The organism is Ferrimonas balearica (assembly GCF_019802085.1).
In the GTDB taxonomy this organism is placed as follows: Bacteria; Pseudomonadota; Gammaproteobacteria; order Enterobacterales; family Shewanellaceae; genus Ferrimonas; species Ferrimonas balearica_B.
Genome location: NZ_JAHVHV010000001.1, coordinates 560,720 through 582,684 on the forward strand (window position 1 = coordinate 560,720; position 21,965 = coordinate 582,684).

19 protein-coding genes are annotated in these 21,965 nt (G+C 65.5%); 8 read left to right on the plus strand and 11 right to left on the minus strand.

Translation table 11 applies throughout. The features are described from left to right. Positions 1–15 precede the first annotated feature (15 nt). Positions 16–390, plus strand: coding sequence for a hypothetical protein (locus KUV81_RS02600; RefSeq protein WP_222542284.1), 375 nt, complete (start codon positions 16–18; stop codon positions 388–390). A 6-nt stretch (positions 391–396) separates the two neighbouring features. On the opposite strand, the gene KUV81_RS02605 is transcribed toward KUV81_RS02600, so the two are convergent. The 4 genes from KUV81_RS02605 to KUV81_RS02620 all read right to left on the minus strand — a co-directional run bounded on the left by KUV81_RS02605 (position 397) and on the right by KUV81_RS02620 (position 3,381). Continuing rightward, positions 397–786 (minus strand): glycine zipper family protein, encoded by a 390-nt coding sequence (locus KUV81_RS02605; RefSeq protein WP_222542285.1) that lies wholly within the window; start codon positions 784–786, stop codon positions 397–399. Positions 787–943: 157 nt separating this feature from the next. Further along, complete coding sequence (locus KUV81_RS02610) at positions 944–1,999, minus strand: succinylglutamate desuccinylase/aspartoacylase family protein (RefSeq protein ID WP_222542286.1); 1,056 nt, start codon at positions 1,997–1,999, stop codon at positions 944–946. 19 nt (positions 2,000–2,018) lie between these two features. Next, positions 2,019–2,924, minus strand: coding sequence for a 30S ribosomal protein S6--L-glutamate ligase (rimK, locus tag KUV81_RS02615; RefSeq protein WP_222542287.1), 906 nt, complete (start codon positions 2,922–2,924; stop codon positions 2,019–2,021). After that, positions 2,896–3,381 (minus strand): ATP-dependent zinc protease, encoded by a 486-nt coding sequence (locus KUV81_RS02620; protein ID WP_222542288.1) that lies wholly within the window; start codon positions 3,379–3,381, stop codon positions 2,896–2,898. Before KUV81_RS02620 ends, rimK begins: the two co-directional genes overlap by 29 nt. 94 nt (positions 3,382–3,475) lie before the next feature. Between KUV81_RS02620 and KUV81_RS02625 the strand changes: the two genes are divergently transcribed. The 6 genes from KUV81_RS02625 to KUV81_RS02650 all read left to right on the plus strand — a co-directional run bounded on the left by KUV81_RS02625 (position 3,476) and on the right by KUV81_RS02650 (position 9,990). After that, positions 3,476–4,858, plus strand: coding sequence for a magnesium transporter (locus KUV81_RS02625; RefSeq protein WP_222542289.1), 1,383 nt, complete (start codon positions 3,476–3,478; stop codon positions 4,856–4,858). 18 nt (positions 4,859–4,876) lie between these two features. Beyond that, positions 4,877–5,497: a glutathione S-transferase family protein gene (locus KUV81_RS02630; RefSeq protein ID WP_222542290.1), complete on the plus strand. Its 621-nt coding sequence runs from the start codon at positions 4,877–4,879 to the stop codon at positions 5,495–5,497. An 84-nt stretch (positions 5,498–5,581) separates the two neighbouring features. Beyond that, a complete protein-coding gene (locus KUV81_RS02635; protein WP_222542291.1) occupies positions 5,582–6,454 on the plus strand; it encodes a DMT family transporter in 873 nt (290 codons plus the stop codon). A gap of 77 nt (positions 6,455–6,531) precedes the next feature. Next, positions 6,532–7,191 (plus strand): oxygen-insensitive NAD(P)H nitroreductase, encoded by a 660-nt coding sequence (nfsB, locus tag KUV81_RS02640; protein WP_222542292.1) that lies wholly within the window; start codon positions 6,532–6,534, stop codon positions 7,189–7,191. A gap of 230 nt (positions 7,192–7,421) precedes the next feature. Then, positions 7,422–8,315 (plus strand): EamA family transporter RarD, encoded by an 894-nt coding sequence (gene rarD, locus KUV81_RS02645; protein WP_222542293.1) that lies wholly within the window; start codon positions 7,422–7,424, stop codon positions 8,313–8,315. Between the two features lie 79 nt (positions 8,316–8,394). Then, positions 8,395–9,990 carry an ABC-F family ATPase gene (locus tag KUV81_RS02650; RefSeq protein ID WP_222542294.1) on the plus strand — a complete coding sequence of 532 codons (1,596 nt, stop codon included), beginning with the start codon at positions 8,395–8,397 and terminating at the stop codon, positions 9,988–9,990. 71 nt (positions 9,991–10,061) lie between these two features. Here the strand turns inward: KUV81_RS02650 and KUV81_RS02655 are convergent, their stop codons facing one another. From KUV81_RS02655 to KUV81_RS02670, 4 genes are all read right to left on the minus strand, one after another. Then, on the minus strand, positions 10,062–11,198 hold the full coding sequence (locus KUV81_RS02655) for a YibE/F family protein (RefSeq protein ID WP_222542295.1): 1,137 nt from the start codon (positions 11,196–11,198) through the stop codon (positions 10,062–10,064). Positions 11,199–11,271: 73 nt separating this feature from the next. Further along, entirely contained in the window at positions 11,272–13,512 is a 2,241-nt protein-coding gene (locus tag KUV81_RS02660; protein ID WP_222542296.1) for a bifunctional metallophosphatase/5'-nucleotidase, read from the minus strand. 420 nt (positions 13,513–13,932) lie between these two features. After that, complete coding sequence (locus KUV81_RS02665) at positions 13,933–14,601, minus strand: lysoplasmalogenase (protein WP_222542297.1); 669 nt, start codon at positions 14,599–14,601, stop codon at positions 13,933–13,935. A 1-nt stretch (position 14,602) separates the two neighbouring features. Next, positions 14,603–16,180, minus strand: a complete 1,578-nt coding sequence (locus KUV81_RS02670) for an AMP-binding protein (protein WP_222542298.1) — start codon at positions 16,178–16,180, stop codon at positions 14,603–14,605. 218 nt (positions 16,181–16,398) lie between these two features. Between KUV81_RS02670 and KUV81_RS02675 the strand changes: the two genes are divergently transcribed. Then, positions 16,399–18,141 (plus strand): formate--tetrahydrofolate ligase, encoded by a 1,743-nt coding sequence (locus KUV81_RS02675; RefSeq protein WP_222542299.1) that lies wholly within the window; start codon positions 16,399–16,401, stop codon positions 18,139–18,141. A gap of 49 nt (positions 18,142–18,190) precedes the next feature. On the opposite strand, the gene KUV81_RS02680 is transcribed toward KUV81_RS02675, so the two are convergent. The 3 genes from KUV81_RS02680 to KUV81_RS02690 form a co-directional block, all read right to left on the minus strand. Further along, entirely contained in the window at positions 18,191–20,410 is a 2,220-nt protein-coding gene (locus KUV81_RS02680) for a sialidase family protein (RefSeq protein ID WP_222542300.1), read from the minus strand. A gap of 182 nt (positions 20,411–20,592) precedes the next feature. Continuing rightward, entirely contained in the window at positions 20,593–20,937 is a 345-nt protein-coding gene (locus tag KUV81_RS02685) for a hypothetical protein (protein ID WP_222542301.1), read from the minus strand. A gap of 101 nt (positions 20,938–21,038) precedes the next feature. Continuing rightward, positions 21,039–21,866: a family 16 glycosylhydrolase gene (locus KUV81_RS02690; protein WP_222542302.1), complete on the minus strand. Its 828-nt coding sequence runs from the start codon at positions 21,864–21,866 to the stop codon at positions 21,039–21,041. Between the last annotated feature and the right edge of the window lie 99 nt (positions 21,867–21,965).

Below are 21,965 nucleotides of genomic sequence, written 5' to 3' on the forward strand. Positions count from 1 at the left end.
CGCTTAGGAGGCGCGATGAAACCTTGGGTATTGCTGGTGGGGCTGTTGGTGGCCCCGGTGTGGGCGGATGTGGCGGGCAGTGCCGATGGCCATGTGCGCCTGGGGGCGGACGGAGCGCTAGAGGCCTGGGACGCCGAGCGGGGCCAATGGGGCGGCCTGGAGGCGTTCTGGCTGGCCTACGCCGAGCGTCGAGGCGGCCTGACCTGGGGGCGGGGCAGTGACTATCCCCCCTATGACCAGGTCAAGGAGGGGGACACCTTTATGGTGGAGCTCAGCCAGGGCCCCTGCCTGATGGAGTTTTTCCACCAGCGCTGGCGCCGGGCCAACGACGTCCGCCGCTGGGACGACGCCTTCAACGATTACGCCGGCTGCCCCAGGGTGTTCGACTGACCCGAGTCAGTTGAGCACCGTGTAGCCGCGGTTGGTCATGCAGTTGCGCACCACCTGATCTCGTTGCTGCTGATGATTCTGTTCCGCTTCGCGGGTGTTGCGGCCGCGGTTGAGCGCCCCGCCCACCACGCCGGCGGCGGCGCCGTACTTGGCGCCCTCGGAGCCGGAGTTGCCGGAGATCGCCCCGGCGGCGGCGCCCAGTGCGGCCCCCCGGGCGGCGCCGGAGACCGCGCCACCGGAGACCTGCTCCTTCTCCACCTGGGCCGCCAGCTCGTTGCACTGGTGCAGGTCGTAGACGTAATCCTTCTCCTCCACCCCGTGGGTGTCGATGATGACGTTGGCGCTGGCGAGGCTTGGGATCAGCACAAGGGAGAGGGCGAGCAGGGTCTTGTTCACGGCGGCTATCCTGACGTTGCGATTGGGTTATCGGGCCGTCATTTCAACTCGCCGGTGCAATCCGGGCCAGTTAATAGTGAATTAAGTGACTGTTCTTGTGCTGGTTAAGCCCGGGTTCACCCGGGCTTTGTTAGGTCGGGGCGGTGTCGCGAGGGGGTCAGAGAATGGGCACTTCGCCGGAGCCGTCCGGTCGGCCCGGTTCCGGCTCCAGGTTATCCTGGAACAGCTCCACCCGGTCCGCCACTAGATCCACCTTGCTGGCGTACTCCGCCAGATGGAACAGCGCCTCCCCCTCGTGGGTCAGGGGCAGGTTGGTGCGGCCGATGACGATGCCATCCCGAGGGGCCAGCACCGGCACCTCCTGCTCACCCAGGGGGTCGGCGATCACCCCCAGCACGCTGCCCTTGGCCGCCTTGGCCCCCATCGGCATCATGGCCCGGAAGATCCCCGACTCCGGCGCCCGTACCCAGAAGCTGGTGTCCGAGTACACCGGTTTGTGGGCCCGCTCCTTGGCCCGGCTGGGGGGCAGCATCTTGAGCGTGCGCATCACGTTTAAGATCCCGGTCACCCCGGCCCGGATGCACACCTCGTTGAAGCGCAGCGCCTCGCCGGCCTCATAGAGCAGGATCGGGATCCCGTTGTCACCGGCCACCTGGCGCAACGAACCGTCGCGGATCTCCGAATGCATCACCACCGGCACCCCGAAGGCGGTGGCCAGGGCCCGGGTCTCGTCCTGGTTCAGATCGGCGCGGATCTGCGGCAGGTTATCCCGGTGGCGGGCGGCGGTGTGCAGGTCGATGCCGTGGGTGCACTTGTTGACCACTTCGCTCAGGAAGGTGTGGGCGATGCGCCCGGCCAGGGTGCCCCGGGCGCTGCCGGGAAAGCTGCGGTTGAGATCCCGACCGTCCGGCAGGTAGCGGGACTGGGCCAGGAAGCCGTGCACGTTGACGATGGGGGCCAGCACCAGGGTGCCCTTGAGACGATTGAGCGCCTTGCGTTTGAGCAGGCGGCGGATGATCTCCACCCCGTTGATCTCGTCGCCGTGGATGGCGGCGCTGACAAAGAGGCAGGGGCCTGGGCTGCGGCCGTGCAGCACCCGCAGCGACAGGTGCAGGTCGCGTTGGGTGACCATGCTGGCCAGTGGAATTTCGATGGTGCGCTGTTGACCCGGGAGAACGGATTCTCCGCCAAATTCGATGGGCCGGTTTTTCATGGGTGTGTCTGCCTGCGCTTCAGCCCTTTCCGCGCGTACGTGTCTGGTTGGGCTTGGCGTTGTCCTCAATGTATTCGATGATCGCCCCCGCCACGTCTTTGCCGGTGGCGGCTTCGATCCCCTCGAGGCCCGGGGAGGAGTTCACCTCCATCACCAAGGGGCCCCGTTCAGAGCGCAGTATATCCACCCCCGAGACTTTTAGTCCCATGGTTTGTGCGGCCACCACGGCGGTTTTTCGTTCGGTTGGCGTCAGCCGGGTGAGGGCGGCGCTGCCCCCCCGGTGCAGGTTGGAGCGAAACTCCCCGGCCTGGGCGGTACGCTCCATGGCGGCCACCACCTTGGTGCCGATGACAAAGCAGCGCACGTCGCTGCCGCCGGCCTCCTTGATGAACTCCTGAACCAGGAAATCGGCCCGCAGTTCTCGGAAGGCGTCGATGACGCTCTCTGCCGCTTTCTGGGTCTCCGCCAGCACCACTCCGCGCCCCTGGGTGCCCTGCAGCAGTTTCACCACCAAAGGGGCGCCCCCCACCATCTTGATCAGATCCTTGGTGTTGTCCACGTGGTGGGCAAAGCCGGTGTTGGGCATGCCGATCGCCTTGCGGGAGAGCAGCTGCAGCGAGCGCAGCTTGTCCCGGGAGCGGCCCAGGGCCACCGACTCAGTCAGGCAGTAGACCCCCATCATCTCGAACTGGCGGATCACCGCGGTGCCGTAACTGGTGATGGAGCTGCCGATGCGGGGGATCACCGCATCAAACCCCTCCAGGCGCTCCCCCTTGTACCATATCGCCGGCTTGGCGGAGGTGATGTCCATGTAGCACTTGAGGGTGTCGATGACGTGCATCTCATGGCCCCGCTGCTCGCCCGCTTCCACCAGGCGCCCGGTGGAGTAGAGCCGGCTATTCCTCGACAGTATCGCAATCTTCATGCTCGCTCCTTTCGCTTTCGGGCATCGGTGGGGTCTCGAGGAGGAAGGCCGCATCGCAGTCCACCAGGAAGTGGCCCATCAGGGCGTTGCGGCCCAGCAGCATGCGAAACCGCATGGTCTCGCGGTTGGTGAGGGTGATCTCGGCGTCGATGGTGCGGTCCCCGGCCAGAATTTGGGTGGCGATGACGTAGCGGGTCTCCTGGTGGCCGCCGGAGTTGGTGACCGTCCGGTAATCCACCACCGGGGCCTCGCACTCCACCACGGTGTCGGTGTCGTCCTGGTAGGGGTGCAGGGCGAAGCGCACCCAGTGCTGCCCCTCCCGCTCGAAGGGGTCCACGCGAAAGGCGTGCAGGGCGCAGGTCTTGGCGCCGGTGTCGATCTTGGCCTTGATGTGGGGGATCCCAAGCTGGGGCAGGTGCACCCACTCCCGCCAGCCGATGGGGGTTTTGGCTTGCATGCCTTGGCCTCTTTTGCGAACAATGCAGAGTAAGACTAGACGGGAAGCCTCGTGATGACCTTCCTGTTTTTATTGAATGCGTTAAGGATACGCCATGGCCGCAGAGCCCCAGCATTGGCCCCAGGATGACGCCGCGCACCGGGCGCTGGCCAGCAACTGGATTGAGCCCCTCAACCTGGCGGAGGGGGAGCAGCAGCTGGTGGTGTTCCTCGAGGCGCTGGAGCAGCTCGAAGCCTCGGAGCTGGGCCTGCTGCTCGAGTCCCTGCCCCTGGCACAGCGGCGCGCCCTGTGGCCGGCCCTGCCCACCGAGGACCGGGTGGAAGCCCTGGTGGCGATGCGGGTGGAGGCCCGGGACAGCATCCTCTCCCAGCTGGACGAGTCGGAGATGGCGGCGCTTCTGGGGGAGCTGGACGCCGAAAGCCTGATTGAGCTGTCCGACAACCTCTCGGACAAGCTGGTGGACCAGGCCCTGGGGCGGATGGACACCCAACAGCAGGCCTGGTACCGCGCCTCCCAGGAGTACGATGAGGACCAGATTGGTCGTTACCTGGACCACGAGGTGGTGGTCCTGCCCCCCAACGTCAAAGTCGCCGCGGCTCTGCGGATGCTGCGCCGCTACCGCTCCGCCTTTACCGATCGCGCCTACGTGGTGGACCGTCACGGGGTGTGGCTGGGGGAGGTGACCCTGACCGATCTGCTGCAGGCGGACGCCAGCTTGTCGGTGCGCCACTGCATCGACAAAGCGGTGGCGCCCCTGTCGGCGGACACCCCTCTGCTGGAAGCGGCGGAGCGGATGGAGCACTCGGACCTGCCCATGCTGCCGGTGGTGGATGAGGCCGGTCGCCTGCTGGGAAGAATGACCCTGCGTCTGGCGATGGAGATCGTCCGTGAACATTACGAGGGCCAACTGATGGCCTCGGCGGGTTTGAACGAGGAGGCGGATCTCTTCCTGCCGGTGTGGCACAGTGCCAAGCGCCGTGCCCTGTGGCTCGGGATCAACCTGCTTACCGCACTGCTGGCGGCCTGGACCATCGGCCTGTTCGAGGCCACTCTGAGCCAGGTGGTGGCCCTGGCGGTGCTGATGCCCATCGTCGCCTCCATGGGGGGGATCGCCGGCAGTCAGACCCTGACCCTCATCATCCGCGGCCTGGCCCTGGGCCAGGTCACCGCGGGCAACGCCCTGGACCTGTGCCGCAAGGAGATAGGCGTGGCGGTGCTCAACGGTCTGGTGTGGGCGGCGGTGATCGGAGTGGTGGCCACCCTCTGGTTTGGCAGTGTTCCCCTGGGTGGCGTCATGGCCGCTGCCATCGTCATCAACATTCTGGCTGCGGCCCTGGCCGGGGTGGCGATCCCCCTGGTGCTGGACCGCCTGGCCATCGATCCCGCCCTGTCCGGCTCGGTGATCCTCACCACGGTGACCGACGTGGTGGGCTTTTTCACCTTCCTGGGCCTGGGCACCCTGTTTCTTCTTACCTGATCCCTCACTGGAGTTCCTATGAAGCTGTACGAAACCGCCGCCACCCCCAACGCCAAACGGGTCAACCTTTTCCTGGCGGAGCTGGGCATCGAGGTGCCGCGGGTGGCCATGGACGTGCGCGCCGGCGACAACCTGACGCCGGAATTTCGCGCCAAGAGCCTCAACGGCAAGATCCCCCTGCTGGAGCTGGACGACGGCACCACGGTGTGCGAGTCGGTGGCGATCTGCCGCTACTTCGATGGCCAGCGGGGTGACCACCCCAGCCTGTTTGGCACCACGGCCCTTGAGCAGGCTCAGGTGGAGATGTGGCAACGTCTGGTGGAGCTGGAGGGACTGATGGTGGCCTTCCAGGCGTTTCGAAACATAAGCGGTGTCTATGCCGACCGTGAGCGCTGCGTCGAGGCCTGGGGCCACGAGTCCCGTCGGCGTCTGGAGGAGTTTCTGCCCACCCTGGAGGCGCGACTGGGAGAGAGTCCCTACCTGGCCGGGCCGGAGTTCTCCATCGCCGACATCACCGCCTACGTGCTGCTGGGGATGGCCGCCCGGCTGGAGATCGCCGTCGACACCCCCCACCTCAATGCGTTCCGGGCCCGAGTCCAGGCCCGTCCGGCGGTGCAGCAGGTGGAAGGGGCGATCTGACCCCATTGATGTTATTGATGTGAATCGGGCAGGCCCCCCGCGGTAAGCTGGGGGCCCGCTTCTTCTCAACGCAGCCTTTTCGCCATGTGGATCGCCTTCACCCTGCTGGCCGCCCTGATGCAGGCCTGGCGCAACGCCTTTCAAAGCCAGCTCTCCGCCGAGGTGCGGGTGGCCGGGGTAACCCTGGCACGCTTCCTCTGGGCCGGCCCCCTGGCGGCACTCTACCTGCTCTCCCTCCACCTTTGGCAGCCCCAACCGCTGCCGGCGTTTACCGGCACCTTCGGCGGCTACGTGGTGGGGGCGGCCCTGATGCAGATCCTGGCCACCGCCTTGATGGTCAAACTCTTCCAGCTGAAGAACTTTGCCATGGGGGCGGGGCTGGCCAAGAGCGAAGCGCTGGTGGCGGCGGTGCTGGGCACCTGGTTTTTCGGCACCGAGTTGTCGGGGCTGGGCTGGGTGGGGGTGGGCATCGGCGCGCTGGCGGTGATGCTGCTGAGCAGCCAGGGCCACTGGCGTTCGCTGTCACCGGGCACCGCGCTGTTGGGGCTGGCCTGTGGCAGCGCCTTCGCCCTGACCTCGCTGTGGATCCGCGAAGCCAGCCTCCATCTGGAGCTGGCCTTTCCCCACCGCGCCGCCTGGGTGCTGCTGGGGGTGATCGCCCTGCAAACGGCGCTGTTGCTGGCCTACCTGGCCTGGCAGGACAGGTCCACCTTGCGGGCGCTCTGGGCCCGGCCCCGCCTGGTAGGGCTTATCAGCCTCACCAGTTGCCTGGGCTCCATCGGCTGGTTCAGCGCCATGTCGCTGCAGACGGTGCCCTACGTGAAAACCCTGGGCCAGGTGGAGGTGTTTTTCACCCTGCTGCTGTCGGCACTGTGGCTGAAACAGCCGGTGCGGGTGAACGAGTTTCTCGGCCTGTTTCTGATCGCCCTGGCGGCCATCATCGTGATCTGGTTCTGAGTCCGGCGGCTCTGGCAAAGGGCGCCGTGCTCGACTATACCCTGGCTTTCACGCCCATCGCCGTACCGGGAGCCCCCATGAACCTCATCGACGTTGTCCACTACCGCTACTCCACCAAGGAGTTCGATTCCCACCGCCGGATCCCCGACGACCAGTTCAGCCAGATCCGGGCCCTGCTGAGGTTCAGCCCCTCCAGCGTCAACTCTCAGCCCTGGCACTTCGTGATCGCCAGCAACGAGGCGGGGCGCAAGCGGTTAAGCCAGGGCACCCAGGGGCTCTACAGCTTCAACGAGGCCAAGGTGCTGCAGGCCTCCCACGTGATCCTGTTCTGCGCCAGGACCACCATCGACGAGGCCTACATGCTCCACCTGCTGGAGCAGGAGGACAAGGACGGCCGTTTCGCCGAGCCGGCGTTCAAGGAGATGGTGCACCAGGGGCGCTCCATGTTCGTCAACATGCACCGCTTCGATTTCAAGGACGCCCAGCACTGGATGGAGAAGCAGGTCTACCTCAACATGGGCACCATACTGCTGGGGGCCGGGGCATTGGGGATCGACGCCGTGCCCATCGAGGGGATGGATCCCAAGGCCCTGAACGAGGAGCTGGGACTGTTAGCGAAGGGCTACAGTGCCGTGGCCATGGTGGCCCTGGGCTACCGTAAGGACACCGACTTTAACGCCACCCTGCCCAAGTCCCGCCTGCCGGAATCGGAGATCTTCACCGACCTTGACGGTTAAGCCCAAGCCCCGCTCCGGGGCTTTTTTACGAGCGGGCGAAAGCGTGAGGTGTGTCGCATCGGCAGCGGAGCAAAACGGGCAGGGCGCCGAGTGGGGTAAATCACCCTTATGGATTTTCATCATTCCATTAATAAAGATCGCGGTATGTTGGTGAGGTGTATCACCCCGTTGCGCAGAGTTTTCTGGCAGAATCCCCGCCCTGTTCGATTTGACACAGTGAAGTGGTATTCATGTCAGACGGGTTTCGAGGCAACAGCCTGGCCGCGTTCTCTTTTGTGCTTTGGGGTTTGCTGCCCCTCTACTACCAGTATCTGCCCGGCGCCGACATCTTCGAGCTGCTGGCCTTTCGGGTGATCTGGTCGGTGCCCGTGATGGTGGTGGCGATGAAGGCCCTGGGCCGCCCCCTGCCGGAGTGGCAGGAGCTGTGGGCAGACAAGCGCTCATTGGGGCTGTGCCTGCTGGCGGGCCTGGTGATGTGCGTCTCCTGGGCCAGCTTCACCTGGGCGTTGACCCACGGCCAGGTGCTGGCGGCGAGCCTGGGCTTTTTCATCAATCCCCTGTGCGCCATCGCTCTGGGGGTGGCCTTTCTGGGTGAGCGCTTAAGCCGTGCCCAGGCCGCCGCCGTGTTACTGGCCGCCGTCGGCATCGGCTGGCAGGTGCTGCACTACGGCGAGCTGCCCTGGCTCTCCCTGGTGATGGGCGGCTTCTTTGCCCTCTATGGCCTGATCAAGAAGTTCATCCGTTTCGACAGCGCTACCACGGTCACCCTGGAGGCGGCGCTGCTGGCCCCGGTGGCCCTGGTCTACTTCGCCTACCTGGTGCTGACCCACCAGAGCGTGGCCGGCAGCGGGGGCTTCGCCGGGCTGCTGCTCTACGTGGGGGCCGCCCCGGTGACCCTGGCGCCCCTTATCCTGTTCAGCCTGGCGCTGCGCTACACCAGCCTCTCCATGGTGGGGCTGATGCAGTACATCGAGCCCACGCTGCAATTCCTGCTGGCGGTGCTGGTGTTCGGTGAGCACTTCGACGAGGTCAAGGCGGTCAGCTTCGCCCTGATCTGGACCGGCCTGTTCCTCTGCAGCCTCGAGGCTCTGCCGGCCATCCGACGCAGCCTGCGCCGGGCCTGAGCCCACACGCCTTGCACTGAACGCCGCGGGGGGGTACCCTGCGGCGTTTTTTTAATTCACCATCATCGGGGACCTGCTCTTGATCGCCACCGCCAACATCACCATGCAGTTCGGTGCCAAGCCGCTGTTTGAAAACATCTCCGTCAAGTTCGGCGGGGGCAACCGTTACGGCCTGATCGGCGCCAACGGCTGCGGCAAGTCCACCTTTATGAAGATCCTGGCCGGCGAGCTGGAGCCCTCCGGGGGCAACGTCTCCAAGGATCCCAACGAGCGGATGGCCAAGCTGGGCCAGGACCAGTGGGCCTTCGAGGAGTACAGCGTCATCGACACCGTGATCATGGGCCACCAGGAGCTGTGGGCGGTGAAGGCGGAGCGGGATCGCATCTACAGCCTGCCGGAGATGTCCGAGGAGGAGGGGATGCAGGTGGCCGATCTCGAGGTGCAGTTTGCCGAGATGGACGGCTACAGCGCCGAGGCCCGTGCCGGTGAACTGCTGCTGGGGCTGGGGATCCCCGAGGAGCTGCACTTTGGCCTGATGAGCGCCGTGGCGCCGGGTCTGAAGGTGCGGGTGCTGCTGGCCCAGGTGCTGTTCGCCGATCCGGAGATCCTGCTGCTGGACGAGCCCACCAACAACCTGGACATCCACACCATCCACTGGCTGGAGGAGGTGCTCAAGGCGCGCCAGAGCACCATGATCATCATCTCCCACGACCGTCACTTCCTGAACTCCGTGTGCACCCACATGGCGGACATCGACTACGGTGAGATGCGCCTCTACCACGGCAACTACGACGAGTACATGACCGCCGCCGAGGGCGCCCGGGAGCGCCTGCTGGCGGACAACGCCAAGAAGAAGGCCCAGATCGCCGAGTTGCAGAACTTCGTCAGCCGCTTCTCCGCCAACGCCTCCAAGGCCCGCCAGGCCACCAGCCGGCAGAAGCAGATCGACAAGATCCAGCTGGAGGAGGTCAAGGCCTCCAGCCGCCAGTCCCCCTTCATCCGCTTCGAGCAGGAGAAGAAGCTGTTCCGTCAGGCGCTGGAGGTCACCGACCTGGCCCAGGGCTACGACGGTGAGGCGCTGTTCCAGGGGCTGGATCTCAAGGTGGACGTGGGCGAGCGCATCGCCATCATCGGCGAGAACGGCGTGGGCAAGTCCACCCTGCTCAACACCCTGGTGGGGGCCATGGCGCCCCGCAGCGGCCAGATCAAGTGGTCTGAGAACGCCAACATCGGCTACTACGCCCAGGACCACGCCGACGAGTTTGCCAAGGAGATCAACCTGTTCGACTGGATGGCCCAGTGGGCCACCGACGGCGCCGACGAGACCGTGGTGCGCTCCTTCCTCGGCCGGATGCTGTTCTCCCAGAACGAGATCAAGAAATCCGCCACGGTGATCTCCGGCGGGGAGCAGGGCCGGATGCTGTTCGGCAAGCTGATGATGCAAAAGCCCAACATCCTGCTGATGGACGAGCCCACCAACCACATGGATATGGAGTCCATCGAAGCGCTGAACCTGGCCCTGGAGAACTACGCCGGCACCCTGCTGTTCGTCTCCCACGACCGCCAGTTCGTCTCCTCGGTGGCCACCCGCATCATCGAGCTCAAATCCGACGGCATCGTCGACTTCCACGGCACCTACGAGGCCTACCTGGCCAGCCAGGGCCTGGAGGGCTGAGTCACCCCTCACCGATGCAAAGAAAAAGCCCGCCAATTTGGCGGGCTTTTTTTTGTGGTCACAGCGGTGGTTCAGTCCGCGGCTGGGCTGGGGGCCTTGCGGTAAACCAGCAGGCAGGCCAGCAGGGTGAAGGGGATGGAGAGCACCAGGCCGATGCTGCCGGCCAGGGCGTGGATGATCGCCAAGGCGATTGCGGGGATGTTCATAAACTGCTCCACTGGCATCTGGAAGCCCCAGACCATCATCATCAGCGTCAGGCCGCTGCCGGCAAAAGCCAGCATCAGGGTGTTGGTCATGGTGCCCATCACGTCCCGGCCGATGTTGATGCAGGCCAGGATCCGCTGACGTTCGCTCTGGGCCGGGTTGGCCTCGCGCAGCTCGTGGTAGGAGGAGGCCATGGAGATAGCCACGTCCATGATCGCCCCCAGGGCGCTGATCATGATCGCCACGAACAGCAACCAGCGGATCTGCACCTGGCCGTCGCGCTTGAGGTTGATGATGTCCTCGCCCTTGTCCAGGTAGATCCCGCTCAGCTGGGCCCACTCTCCAAACAGCTGGGCCGCCAGCCCCGCCATCACCACCCCGGCCAGGGTGCCCAGCATGGAGGCGTAGGACTTGCGATTGACCCCGGCGATCAGGGCAAAGCCCACCAGGATCTTCACCGCCATCAGTGCCACCGTCAGCCACACCGGGTGCCAGCCGGCAAAGATCCCCGGGATCAGCACCGCCAGCACCAGCGCCGCGGTGAAGTAGAGGGAGACAATGGAGTTGAGCCCCTGCATCCCCCCCAGCACCAGCACCAGCAACAGGAACAGCCCCGCCATCAGGTAGACGGCGTGGGCGCGGTCGTAGTTGTAGGGCCAGTAGATGGTGCTGCGGGGGCCTTCACGAATGAGCAGGATGAAGTGGTCCCCCGCTTCGACGTAGACGTTGTGCAGCCGACTCAGGCTGTTGTCCACCACTCGCTCCTGACCCTGCTCCTCCCCCTCGAGGATGCGGATCTTGAGCTTCTGCACCCCGGTCAGGATGTCCGGGGCCAGGTAGTCCGGGTGCACCTGTTGCTCCAGCACCTCGATCACCTCCGCCTTGACGAACTGCTGGCCCGACAGGGGGGCAGGGCGGAAGGACTCGCTCCAACTGGGGGACCACCAGAACAGCGCGGTGGCCAGCAGGAAGATCAGGGATGGGAATAGCAGTCGCTTGGCCATGACGCCCTCGCTGTGGCAATAAAAACAAGGCGCCGAAGCGCCCTGTTTACTGTGACTCTTTGATTCTCAAAGATTACTCTTTGCAGCCTTCGATCAGCGCGGCCAGGTATTCCGGGTTGCTGATGTCCTGCTCGGGATCAAAGTTCGGGTTCTCGAAGTAGCTGTCGGCGTCGGCCGGGTTCAGGGCTTCACCGATGCTGTTGCCGCCCTTGCTGCCGTCACCGATGATGACGCAGATCTCACCGTTTTGCAGGCGGCTCCACAGGGCCTGACCCTCGGCGTCGTCGGCACGGGCTTGCAGGATGGCGCCGGGCTCGGCCACCTGGCCCTGCTCGTCGGCCTGACCGTACTGGACGAAGTGCCAGTTCTGGTTGATGAACTGATCGGCCTTCAGGGCGCCGTACTGGTCGCTGTACTCACCGACCATGGCGGTCAGCATGTCGCGGATGGCGAACACCTGCTCGTTGACGGAGTCGTACAGCACGTCGACGGGACGCACCCAGCCGCGGCGCACCAGGTCACCGAAGCGGTAGTTGTTCACCGCCAGGGTGTAGATCGCCTCCGGATCGAAGGGCGCGCCGCCGATCTCCAGGATCTCGATGCGCTCACCTTCCTGGATGCGGTTGGCGTCCTGGTCCTCTTCGCGGTTTTGCTTGCTCAGGTCCACGGTGTAGTAGAAGCCTTCGCCGTCGAACAGGTCGTAGTTGAAGGAGGGGATGTCGCCGTTGAAGGCCACGGTCAGGTCCCCTTCGCTGTAGCCCTTGAGGTAGTTGTACGACCACTCCATGTAGTCCTTCAGGTGCTCACCCAGGATGCGAACGGCCATCAGGTTGTTGTCGTAGCGGTACAGTTCGGCGCTGTGGCGCTTCTCGTACTTCTGGCCATCCACCAGGTTGGACTGGTCGGAGAACAGGGCGGCGGCGGACACCTCGACCCGGTAGGGGGAGTTGAGGGCTTCCAGACCGGCGTTGGCGTTTTTGATCTGCACGTACTGGATGAGATCCACCAGCGGCATGTCAGCGACCTTGGCGTGGTGGATGGTGCTGTACAGGCGACCGTTGGTCATCGCGGTGTTGGTGGCTTCGTCCGCCATTCCGGTTTCGGAGAAAGTGAAGTTGCCTTCCACGGTGCCGATGGGGGTGGTGGCGTCTTCGATGGCCAGCTGATGCACCTCGTCGAACATCGCCACCATGGTGTCGTCTTCACCCTCTTCGCGCACCCGCACGTTGGACAGGGTGGTGTCGACGATCTGCCACTGGCCCGCGTCATCGCGCTCCAGCTCGATCTCGGCCTTGGCCAGGGCCCAGCCGAAACGGCCCGGCTCGATGATCTTCACCTTGGTGTGGCGGTTGTCGGCGTTGTAGACGCCGGACAGGCCCTTGTCTTCGGTCAGGGCGCCGTCGGAGCTGATGCTCTGGCCCACTTCGGACTGGCCGTCCACGGTGGTCTGCTCGATGAACTGGGCGTGCTCGTGGCCCATGAACATGACGTCGAACTTGTCCACCAGCTCTTCAGACAGGCAGTGAACGCCGCAGTCGATGCCGCTCTCGTTGCGGCTCAGGTGGAAGGCGCCGATCACCACGTCGGGCTGGTGCGCTTCGATCACCTGATCAACGGTGGCGCTGATGGTGGCCAGCTCGTCACGGAACTCCAGGTTGCGGTAGTTGTCCGGCTGGGAGGCCTGCCACTGGGGCACCAGGGAGGGGGTCACGCCGATCACGGCGACGGTGGCGCCGTTGATCTGGAAGATCTGGTGGCCGCGCATGTAGGGGGCGCCGCCGTGCTCTTCGTTCCAGTAAACGTTGGCGGAGATGACGGCACCGTCGAAGTTGACCAGGTTGCGGTCGATGAAGCTGCGGTCGAAGTCAAACTCGTGGTTGCCCGGTACCCAGACGTCGTACTCCATGTGGATCATCGCTTCCACCACCGGGTGGGTGGGGTAGTCGTTGAACAGCTCGGCGGAGTTGCCCTGAACGGTGTCGCCCAGGTCGATCAGGATGATGTTCTCATCCTTGGCGCGCTCGGCGTTCATCACGGACTGGATCTTGGCGAAGCTGGTGTCGGCGGCTTCGGCGTGCTGGGCGTAGTCCCAGGCGCGGATGTAGCCGTGCATGTCGCCGGTGGCACCCAGGGTGATGGTCTGGCGCTGCAGATCCGGGTTGTCTTCCGCTTTGACGATCACCTCGGGGGTATTGATGATGGTCTCGCCCTCGCTCACCGGGGGCAGTACGGGTTTGTCTTTGGAGTCGCTGGAGCAACCGGCCAGCGCGACCAGGGAGGCGGCCAGCAGGGCTTTTTGGTGAGTCAGTTTCACAGTGATCAACCTGTCAGTCTGGGCTCTTGGGAGCCGGATGTTGTTATGGGTTGATGTCCATATCTGGGACGGGCTTCGTCGGGGGAAGCGGCGTCGGCGCGGATTCTAGAGAGGCGGTCGCGCCGGAACAAGGGACGGAGTCGCTGGTGAATGATTCGCCAGGTCTTTGGCATAAGGCATTAAACAAAAAGGAAAAAACTGGATTCGCCAGAGGGCGTTGGCGACGCTTTTCCTCCCTGACAGTGGGCCAATGTTCCGTTCTGTGAACTCGGTGGCGTTCAGCTTCTGTTAAGGGACTGGGCAGATGTAAACAGGGCTTGGCGGGCTTGGCCGCCGCCCTGTGCATCCGGTTACGAGGGTGAAACCGGTTGTGGAAGGTCGGTTACCGCCCCACAACCGGGCCGTGGGTTCGCCGAAGGGTCAGGACGGCTCGGGGGCGATCGGGTCGGCGGTGGGCCCCAGCAGCCACCAGAGGGCGGCAAAGTAGGTCAGAAAGATCGCCGGCAGGCCGGCGGCGCTGGGCCAGATAAAGGTGTCGATAGCGATAAGCGAATCGGAGATCAAAAACAGAAACGCCCCGGCGACGGGGCGCCAGTGGCGGGCCGACCAGCAGCACCCCATCACCATGGCCGTCAGCAGGCCGGAGTAGAGCCCCACCGCCCAGCGCAGATCCCCCTGGGGGGTGTCGGCCAAAAACGGCAAGACCAGGGTGAGAAACAGCGCCGTGCCCAGGGGCAGGCCCCACATCAAGTTGACCCAGGGCCCCTTGGGACGACGCCAGAGGGTGAGGCTCAGCAGGGTCTGGGTGACCGCAAAGGCCGCCAGACCCGGCAGCAGGTGGGAGTCGTGGCCGCGGTCCAGGATGATGTCCCCGAGGGCGGCAAAGAGCAGCGCGCCGGTGAGCAGGGCCCGCTCCGGGCCCAGCCGGTGGCGCCAGTGGTACCCGGCCAGGGCCAGGGCCGGCACCGCCTTGAGCAGGTCGCTGCCGGGGTAGGGCCTTAAGGACTCGGCCAGGGTGTAGGCCAGGGCACAGGCCCAGAACAGCCAGGGCAGGGCGGGCAGGGTCGACGTCCGTGTCGTGCTGGTCATCTCAGTCTTGCCGCTCTCGCAGTTCCCGGCGCAGCACCTTGCCGACGGTGGACTTGGGCAGCTCCGCCAGGCGCACGTACTTGCGCGGCTGCTTGTAGCCGGTGAGGTTGTCCCGGCAGTGGGCCTTGAGGCCGGGCAGGTCCAGCTCCGTCTCGCTGACCAGGTAGGCCACCACCTTCTCGCCACTGCGGGGGTCCGGCTCTCCCACCACCGCCGCTTCGAGGACCCCCGGCAGCTGGCTGAGCACCTCCTCCACTTCGTTGGGGTAGACGTTGAACCCGGACACCAGAATCATGTCCTTCTTGCGATCAACGATGCGCACGTAGCCGTCGGCCTGGATGCGGGCGATGTCGCCGGTTTTGAGCCAGCCCGCCGCATCCAGCACCAGGGCGGTCTCATCGGCCATCCGCCAGTAGCCCTGCATCACCTGGGGGCCGCGCACGCACAGCTCCCCCTCCTCGGTCGCCCGACCGTCGTCGTCCACCACCTTAAGCTCGGTATCGATAAGGGCCGGCCCTATGGTGCCCAGCTGCTCCTGACCGATGGGGTTGAGGCAGACCACGGGCGAGGTCTCTGACAGGCCATACCCCTCGCTGATGGCGCAGCCGGTGGTCTCCTGCCAGATCTGGGCTGCTGCCGAGGTCAGTGCGGTGCCGCCGGAGATGGTGAGCTTAAGGGAGGAGAAGTCCAACTCGCAGAACGCCTCCAGGCGGCACAGGCCGACAAAGAGGGTGTTGAGCCCCGCCATGCCGGTGACGCGGAAGGGGCGGATCTGCTCGACAAAGGCCGGCAGGTCCCGGGGGTTGGGGATCAGCACATTGAGGCTGCCCCGGGCAAAGAAGGTGATGAGGTTCACCGTGAAGGCGTAGATGTGGTAGAGCGGCAGCGGCACCACGAAGCACTCCTCCCCTTCCCGGCAGGCGTCCCCAAGCCGGACCAGCACCTGGCGAGCGTTGGCCAGCAGGTTGGCGTGGCTGAGCATCGCCCCCTTGGCCACCCCGGTGGTGCCGCCGGTGTACTGCAGTGCCGCCAGCTCGGTGGCGCCCCGGGTCACCGGCTTAAGCGGCAGATCGGCGCCGTCGGTGAGCAGGGTCATAAAGCTCAGGGCGTTGTCGAAGTCCCCCGCCGCCGGGGTGCTCTGGTGAAAATCCAGCGCCGTGGTGGTGATCACCGTGGTGATCTCGGTCTGGTCCAGGATGCTGGCAGCCCGGGGGGCCAGGTCCGCCAGCAGCACCAGGGCCTTGGCCCCGCTGTCGCGCCACTGGTGGGCCATCTCCCGCGGGGTGTAGAGGGGGTTGGTGTTGACCAGCACCAGCCCCGCCCGCAGGGCGCCAAAGGCGGCGATGGGGAACTGCAGCAGGTTGGGCAGACACAGGGCAATGCGGTCACCAGGCTGAAGATCGGTGTGGTGCTGCAGGTAGGCGGCGAAGGCCCGGCTGTGCTGCTCCACCTCGTTGAAATTCAAGGTGTAGCCCAGGGCGCTGAACGCCGGTTTGTCCGCGTAGCGGGCACAGGTGTCCGTGATCATGGACGCCAGGTCCTGGGCGTCGGTCAGGGAAACAGGGTGGTCGATGGCCATGGAAGTCCCGGTATGGTTACTGGTCGAACCACAAAACATAAACGGCTCGCCCTTGGCGCGCAAAACCCGTAAACAGAAAATTCCACTAAAGGGATGTGTGAGCCGGGTTACGAAAATGAAAAATATTCAGGAATTCTCGCAGGATTGGCTTTGACCCACCAGTTTTACGGTACAATCCGCGCGGATTTAGAACACTCTGACCCCGGAAACCGATAACAATGAAATCCGATCTGACCATTTCCCAAGAAGCCCAGCTGCAGCCCATCGAGGCAGTGGCCGATCAGGCCGGGATCCTCAAGGAGGAGCTGATCCCCCAGGGCGAGGCCAAGGCCAAGGTGACCTTCTCCTTGCTCAAGCGCCTGAACGACGCCCCCCGCGGTAAGCTGGTGGTGGTGACCGCCATCACCCCGACCCCCCTGGGCGAGGGCAAGACCGTGACCACCATTGGTCTGTCCCAGGGCCTCAAGGCCATCGGCCAGCAGGTGATGGCCTGCATCCGCCAGCCCTCCATGGGCCCGGTGTTCGGCGTCAAGGGTGGCGCCGCCGGTGGCGGTTACAGCCAGGTGGCGCCGATGGAGGAGCTCAACCTCCACCTGACCGGCGACATCCACGCGGTGTCCGCGGCCCACAACCTGGCCGCCGCCGCCATCGACGCCCGCCTGTTCCACGAGCAGCGCCACGGCGACCAGTTCGAGGCCAAGACCGGTCTGCCCAGGATGAACATCGATCCCGAGCGGGTGGTGTGGCGCCGAGTGGTGGACATGAACGACCGCACCCTGCGCCGGGTGACCATCGGCATCAACAACCCCGGCTCCACCGCCAACGGCATCGAGCGGGAGGGGGGCTTTGACATCACCGCCGCCTCCGAGCTGATGGCCATTCTGGCCCTGGCCACGGATCTTAAGGATCTGCGCCAGCGCATCGGCCAGGTGGTGTTGGCCTACAGCCAGGACGGCCAGCCGGTGACCGCCGAGGGGATCCAGGTGGCCGGTGCCATGGCCGCCATCCTGCGGGATGCCGCCCAGCCGACCCTGATGCAGAGCCTGGAAGGGGTGCCCACCCTGGTCCACGCCGGGCCTTTCGCCAACATCGCCCACGGCAACTCCTCCATCATCGCCGACCGCATGGCCCTGCGCCTGGCGGACGTGGTGGTGACCGAAGGGGGCTTCGGCTCCGACATGGGGTTCGAGAAGGCGTGCAACATCAAGGCCCGTGCCGCGGGCAAGGGACCGGATGCGGCGGTGGTGGTGGCCACCCTGCGCGGCCTCAAGGCCAACTCCGGCAAGTACGACCTGCGCCCGGGCCAGAAGCTGCCGGAGGCGATCTTCGCCCCGGACGCCGAGGCGCTGGCCGCCGGCTTTGCCAACCTCAAGTGGCACATCGAGAACGTCACGCGCTACGGCGTGCCGGCGGTGGTGGCCCTGAACCGCTTCCCCCAGGACACCGACGAGGAGCTGGCCTGGCTGAAAGCCGAGGTGGAGGCCCTGGGGGCCCGGGTGGCGATCTCCGAAGCCTTCGCCAAGGGCGGGGAAGGGGCCACCGAGCTGGCCCGCGAAGTGGTGGCCGCGCTGGCCACCGAGGCTGAGTTCCAGTACCTGTACGACGCCGAACAGCCCATCGAGGCCAAGCTGCTGACCATGGCGGAAGCCGGTTACGGTGGCCAGGGCATCGAGCTGTCCGAGCAGGCCAAGACGGACATCGCCCAACTGGAGGCCCTGGGCTTCGGCAACCTGCCGGTGTGCATGGCCAAAAGCCCGCTCTCCATCAGCCACGATCCGGCACTGAAGGGCGCACCCAGCGACTTCGTGGTACCGGTCCGCGGCCTGCGCCTGTGTGCCGGTGCCGGCTTCATCTACGTGCTGACCGGCAACGTGATGACCATGCCCGGCCTGCCGGAGCGCCCCGGCTACCTCAACATCGACATCGACGACGAGGGCAACATCACCGGCATCGACGAGTGATGTGACCCAGCAGAAAAAACGCGGCCCTCGGGCCGCGTTTTTTATTGCCCTATGAACGGCGCCGCCACAGCAGCGGCAGCCACAACAGCCACCAGAGGCCTGCGCCACTGTCGGAGGTGGTGCTTGTGACCTCGGCCTCATGGAAGGCCTGGAACTGGGCGTCGGTGCCGCCCTGGTCATCCCGCTGGTTCCACACCACAAAAACCTGGTCCAGCGCCGGAGTGGGGCGCAGTTGAGACTCAAAGTCTTCCGCGATGGGGCTGGTGAACACGAAGGCCGGCTCGAAGTGATCCCCGCCGTCCTGGGTGCGCATCAGGAACAGGTCCAGCTCCTGGCCGCCCCCAAGGTGTTCATAGGTGTTTTCCACCAAGCCCCCCGCCACCACGAAACCGCGCGGGTTGCTGCACTCGGAGGGATCCGTGGTGCTGGGATCTTCCGGATCCCCGCTGGGGCAGGTGGCCGGGCCGTTACCGGGGGTTTTGACCAGCCTGGGTTCCCGCACTGTCAATTCGCTTGGTTGCAGCATTTCCGGGTGGGCGTCGACGTAGGCGTCGATCAGCGCGGCGGTCAGGTTGCGGGCCGGATCCCAGCTTTGCCCTCCATCGAAAGAGCGACGGATCCAGAACTGGTAGTGATCGTCCCGGGTGTAACGGGCCAGCACCTGGTCCGGGGTGTAGCTGTAGCCCAGCACCAGGGTGTCCCCCCGCAGGTAACCGCGGTGGGCCAGGGCGTCCTCAATGGGGTTGGCGTCGGAATGGGCCGACAGGTCGCCCCCGTCCGGGGTGTTGTGGCTCAGGTTGAGCGCCGGAGCATTGGCAAAGGCCCCTTGCTCGGCCGGGAGCTCGGCATCATTGTCGCCGCGGATCCGGCAACCGGTGATCGCCCCCTCCCCGGGGACGTTGAGCGGAGGGTGGAACTGCGACAGATCCAAAAAATCCCGGCTGGTGCGCAGCATGACGTCCGCCGGACCCCCTGCATCGTACAGCCCTTGGCGCCAGAAGATCGCCAGCTTAACGCCACTGGGCCCCGGGGTGCTCTGGGGCAGCATCCGCACGCGGCGGGCGTTTTGTGCAGGATCACTGAGGATGCAGCCGAGGCGGGCTACCGCAGTGGGGTTGGGGGGCAGGTCCGGTGCACAGGCGATGGGCGAGCCACCGACGTCACTGAGGCAGGCGTCGGGAGCGGTCGCGGGGCCGGCGGCAAAGGGAAAGGCGTGGTAACGGATCACCTTGCCCTCGTCCAAGCCCTCGGTGCCCTTGGTTTCCTCGTAGGCAAGCACCACGGTTTTGCCCACCAGGGCGATGTTGGGCCGACTGGCCGCCGCCTGTCCGGATTCCAGCGGCCGGGTGTCGTTCCGAGTATCCCAGCGGGTGAAGTTGTTGCTCACCCGGGTGGGGGGCGCAAAGGCGGTCCCTTTGGCAAAGGGGCTGTCCTTGAGTGTGCCCCCTTCGGGGATGGCGGTGCTCAGGTGGCTGTACCAGATGTCGGTGCCCAGCGCCGTGCGCGCACCGGAAGCGCCGTCTCCCGGGCCGTCGGCCTCGCCGAGGGCCAGACCGGCGGGGTCCTCCTGCCAGGTCAGGACCCAGGCGGTGCTGTTACCCCGGTGGCTGTCCTGCTTGGCGTCCCGCTCGCCGTCGGTCAGCCGCTGGGCCGGCTGCCAGTGGGCACCGCCATCGCTGCTGCGGACGGTGTAGAGGCAGCTGTATGGGACGACGCGCTGATCACGCTCCAGGTAGGTGACACTGCCCTGGGCGCCGCCGGGGCAGTATTTGTCCACCCAGCTGATCACCACCAGGGTGCCGCTGTTGAATACGTTGGGCTTATCCGAGTCGCCGTAGAAGGGCAATGCGGGTCGATCCTCGCCCTGCCATTGCCCGGTGTGGGAGCTCATCGCGGCGGTGCGGGACAGGTTCTGAATCTCCGACCAGCTGCGCCCGTCATCGTCGGAGTAACGGACATAGATGTCCCGGGCCGGCCGCGCTTTGTCGCCCTTGACGTCGTAGACCTGGTGGCCGTCGGGGTGATCGGCATCGGACCAGGCGTCGGCAAAGACGCTGATGAGGCGCCCATGGGTGGGGCCCCCGTTGCTGAGTCGCACCAGCTTGGCCTTGGCCGCCTGGTGCTGGGCCGCGAACTGCGCGCCGGTGCCGTCGGAGAGGGTCAGGGGGCCGGCGGTGGGCACCAGGTAGGGATCCGCGATGGCGGTGGTGGACAGCAGGAGCAGTGGGGGGAGAGAGAGCAACAGTCCGGTGTGACGTACTGATTTCATGGCAATTTCCTCTCAGAAGTGCGTACGCCTTCCAAGTACAGATCGCCTGAGCATCGTCGGCTTGATCAACATCAAGCCGACGTGAGTAATAGAATTATTCTTGAATTATTAGTGAGATATGAAAAGTCGTCGGACGGTGCGGGCCGATCCGGCCCGGTGGAAGGCCGGCGAATGGACGCGGGCTAGCCCTCCTGGCAGTGGGTGGGGTGTTCGCTGGTGTCCACCAGATCCCCCTCCCGGTCCAGCAGGGCCACCTCCAGGGTCCAGTGCTCCGGCAGGAAGCGCATCAGCGCCAATGGGCTGCCATCCAGGCGCAGGATCTGCCACTGCATATAGCGGCTGTAGCGGATCTGCGGCATGGCGATGTTCTCCGGCCGCACCAGGGCGTAGCGGCTGACGTGCCGGTCACCGCGGTTGTCCACGGTCAAGTTGAAGTGATGGGGGCCGGCCTGGCAGATGTAGTGATCCCCCGGCGCAAAGGGGAGGCTGTCCATAGCAGGGATCAGCGCCAATACCATCCACACCATGGCGATTCCTGCAGCTGAGGGGCTCCTGCAAGCTTAGTCAGTGGACCGGGGATTTACCCGGCCCAGAGGGCCAATCGAAACGGCCCTAACCCGGCGGACGCTTAAGGACCACCGCTGATGGCCGGGTCCTGGTAGACCCGCACGTAATCCACCCGCATCTGAGCCGGGAAGGGGGTGTCCGGGGCCGGTGCACCGGGCCAGGTGCCCCCCACCGCCAGGTTCAGCAGCAGGTGGAAGGGCTGGTCGAAGGGGGCGGGGTAGGGGGCGGCAGTGCTGTGCCACTGGGTCTGGGTCTGATAGAGCACATCGTCCACGTACCAGCGGATCTCGCCCTGGGTCCAATCCACCCGGTAGACCCGAAACCCGGTCACCACCGACTCGGCGGGGGTGTGGGGCGCCCCGCTGTAGCGGTTGTCCGGCCAGGGACCGCCGTAGTGCAGGGTGCCGTGCACCTCGTTGCCGCCGCGGCCCCCCAGGTTGACCGCCTCCATGATGTCAATTTCGCCACTGGCGGCCCAGCCTCCGTAGACCTCCTCCGAGGGCAGCATCCAGAACGCCGGCCACAGGCCCTGTCCCGCGGGCAATTGGATCCGCGCCTCGATGCGCCCGTAGCGAAAATCCCCGTTGTGCAGGGAGCGGATCCGGCCGGAGCTGTACTCCGCCTCGCCCGGGCCCCCACGGTGGGCGGTGATTGTCAGCAGGCCATCGGCCACGGTCAGGTTCTCCGCCTGGTAGAACTGGCGCTCCTGGTTGCCCCAGCCACAGAGGTTGAGGTCACAGCCATCCCCCAGCTGGGGGGTCCATTTGCTGGTGTCCAGGGCCGTGCCATCGAATTCGTCGGACCAAACCAGCTGGTACTGCGCCTGGGCGGCGGGGCAGGCCAGCAGCATCAGGGCCGTCAGCACGGCGCCTTTGAGCGGGGTGTTCATCCTCTGTGACTCCAAATCATCGGGGCGTATCCGGTGCCCGGGTCATCGAGGCACCATCCCTAAAGCACTGAAAGCGCTTACATCAATACCTTGGCGCGT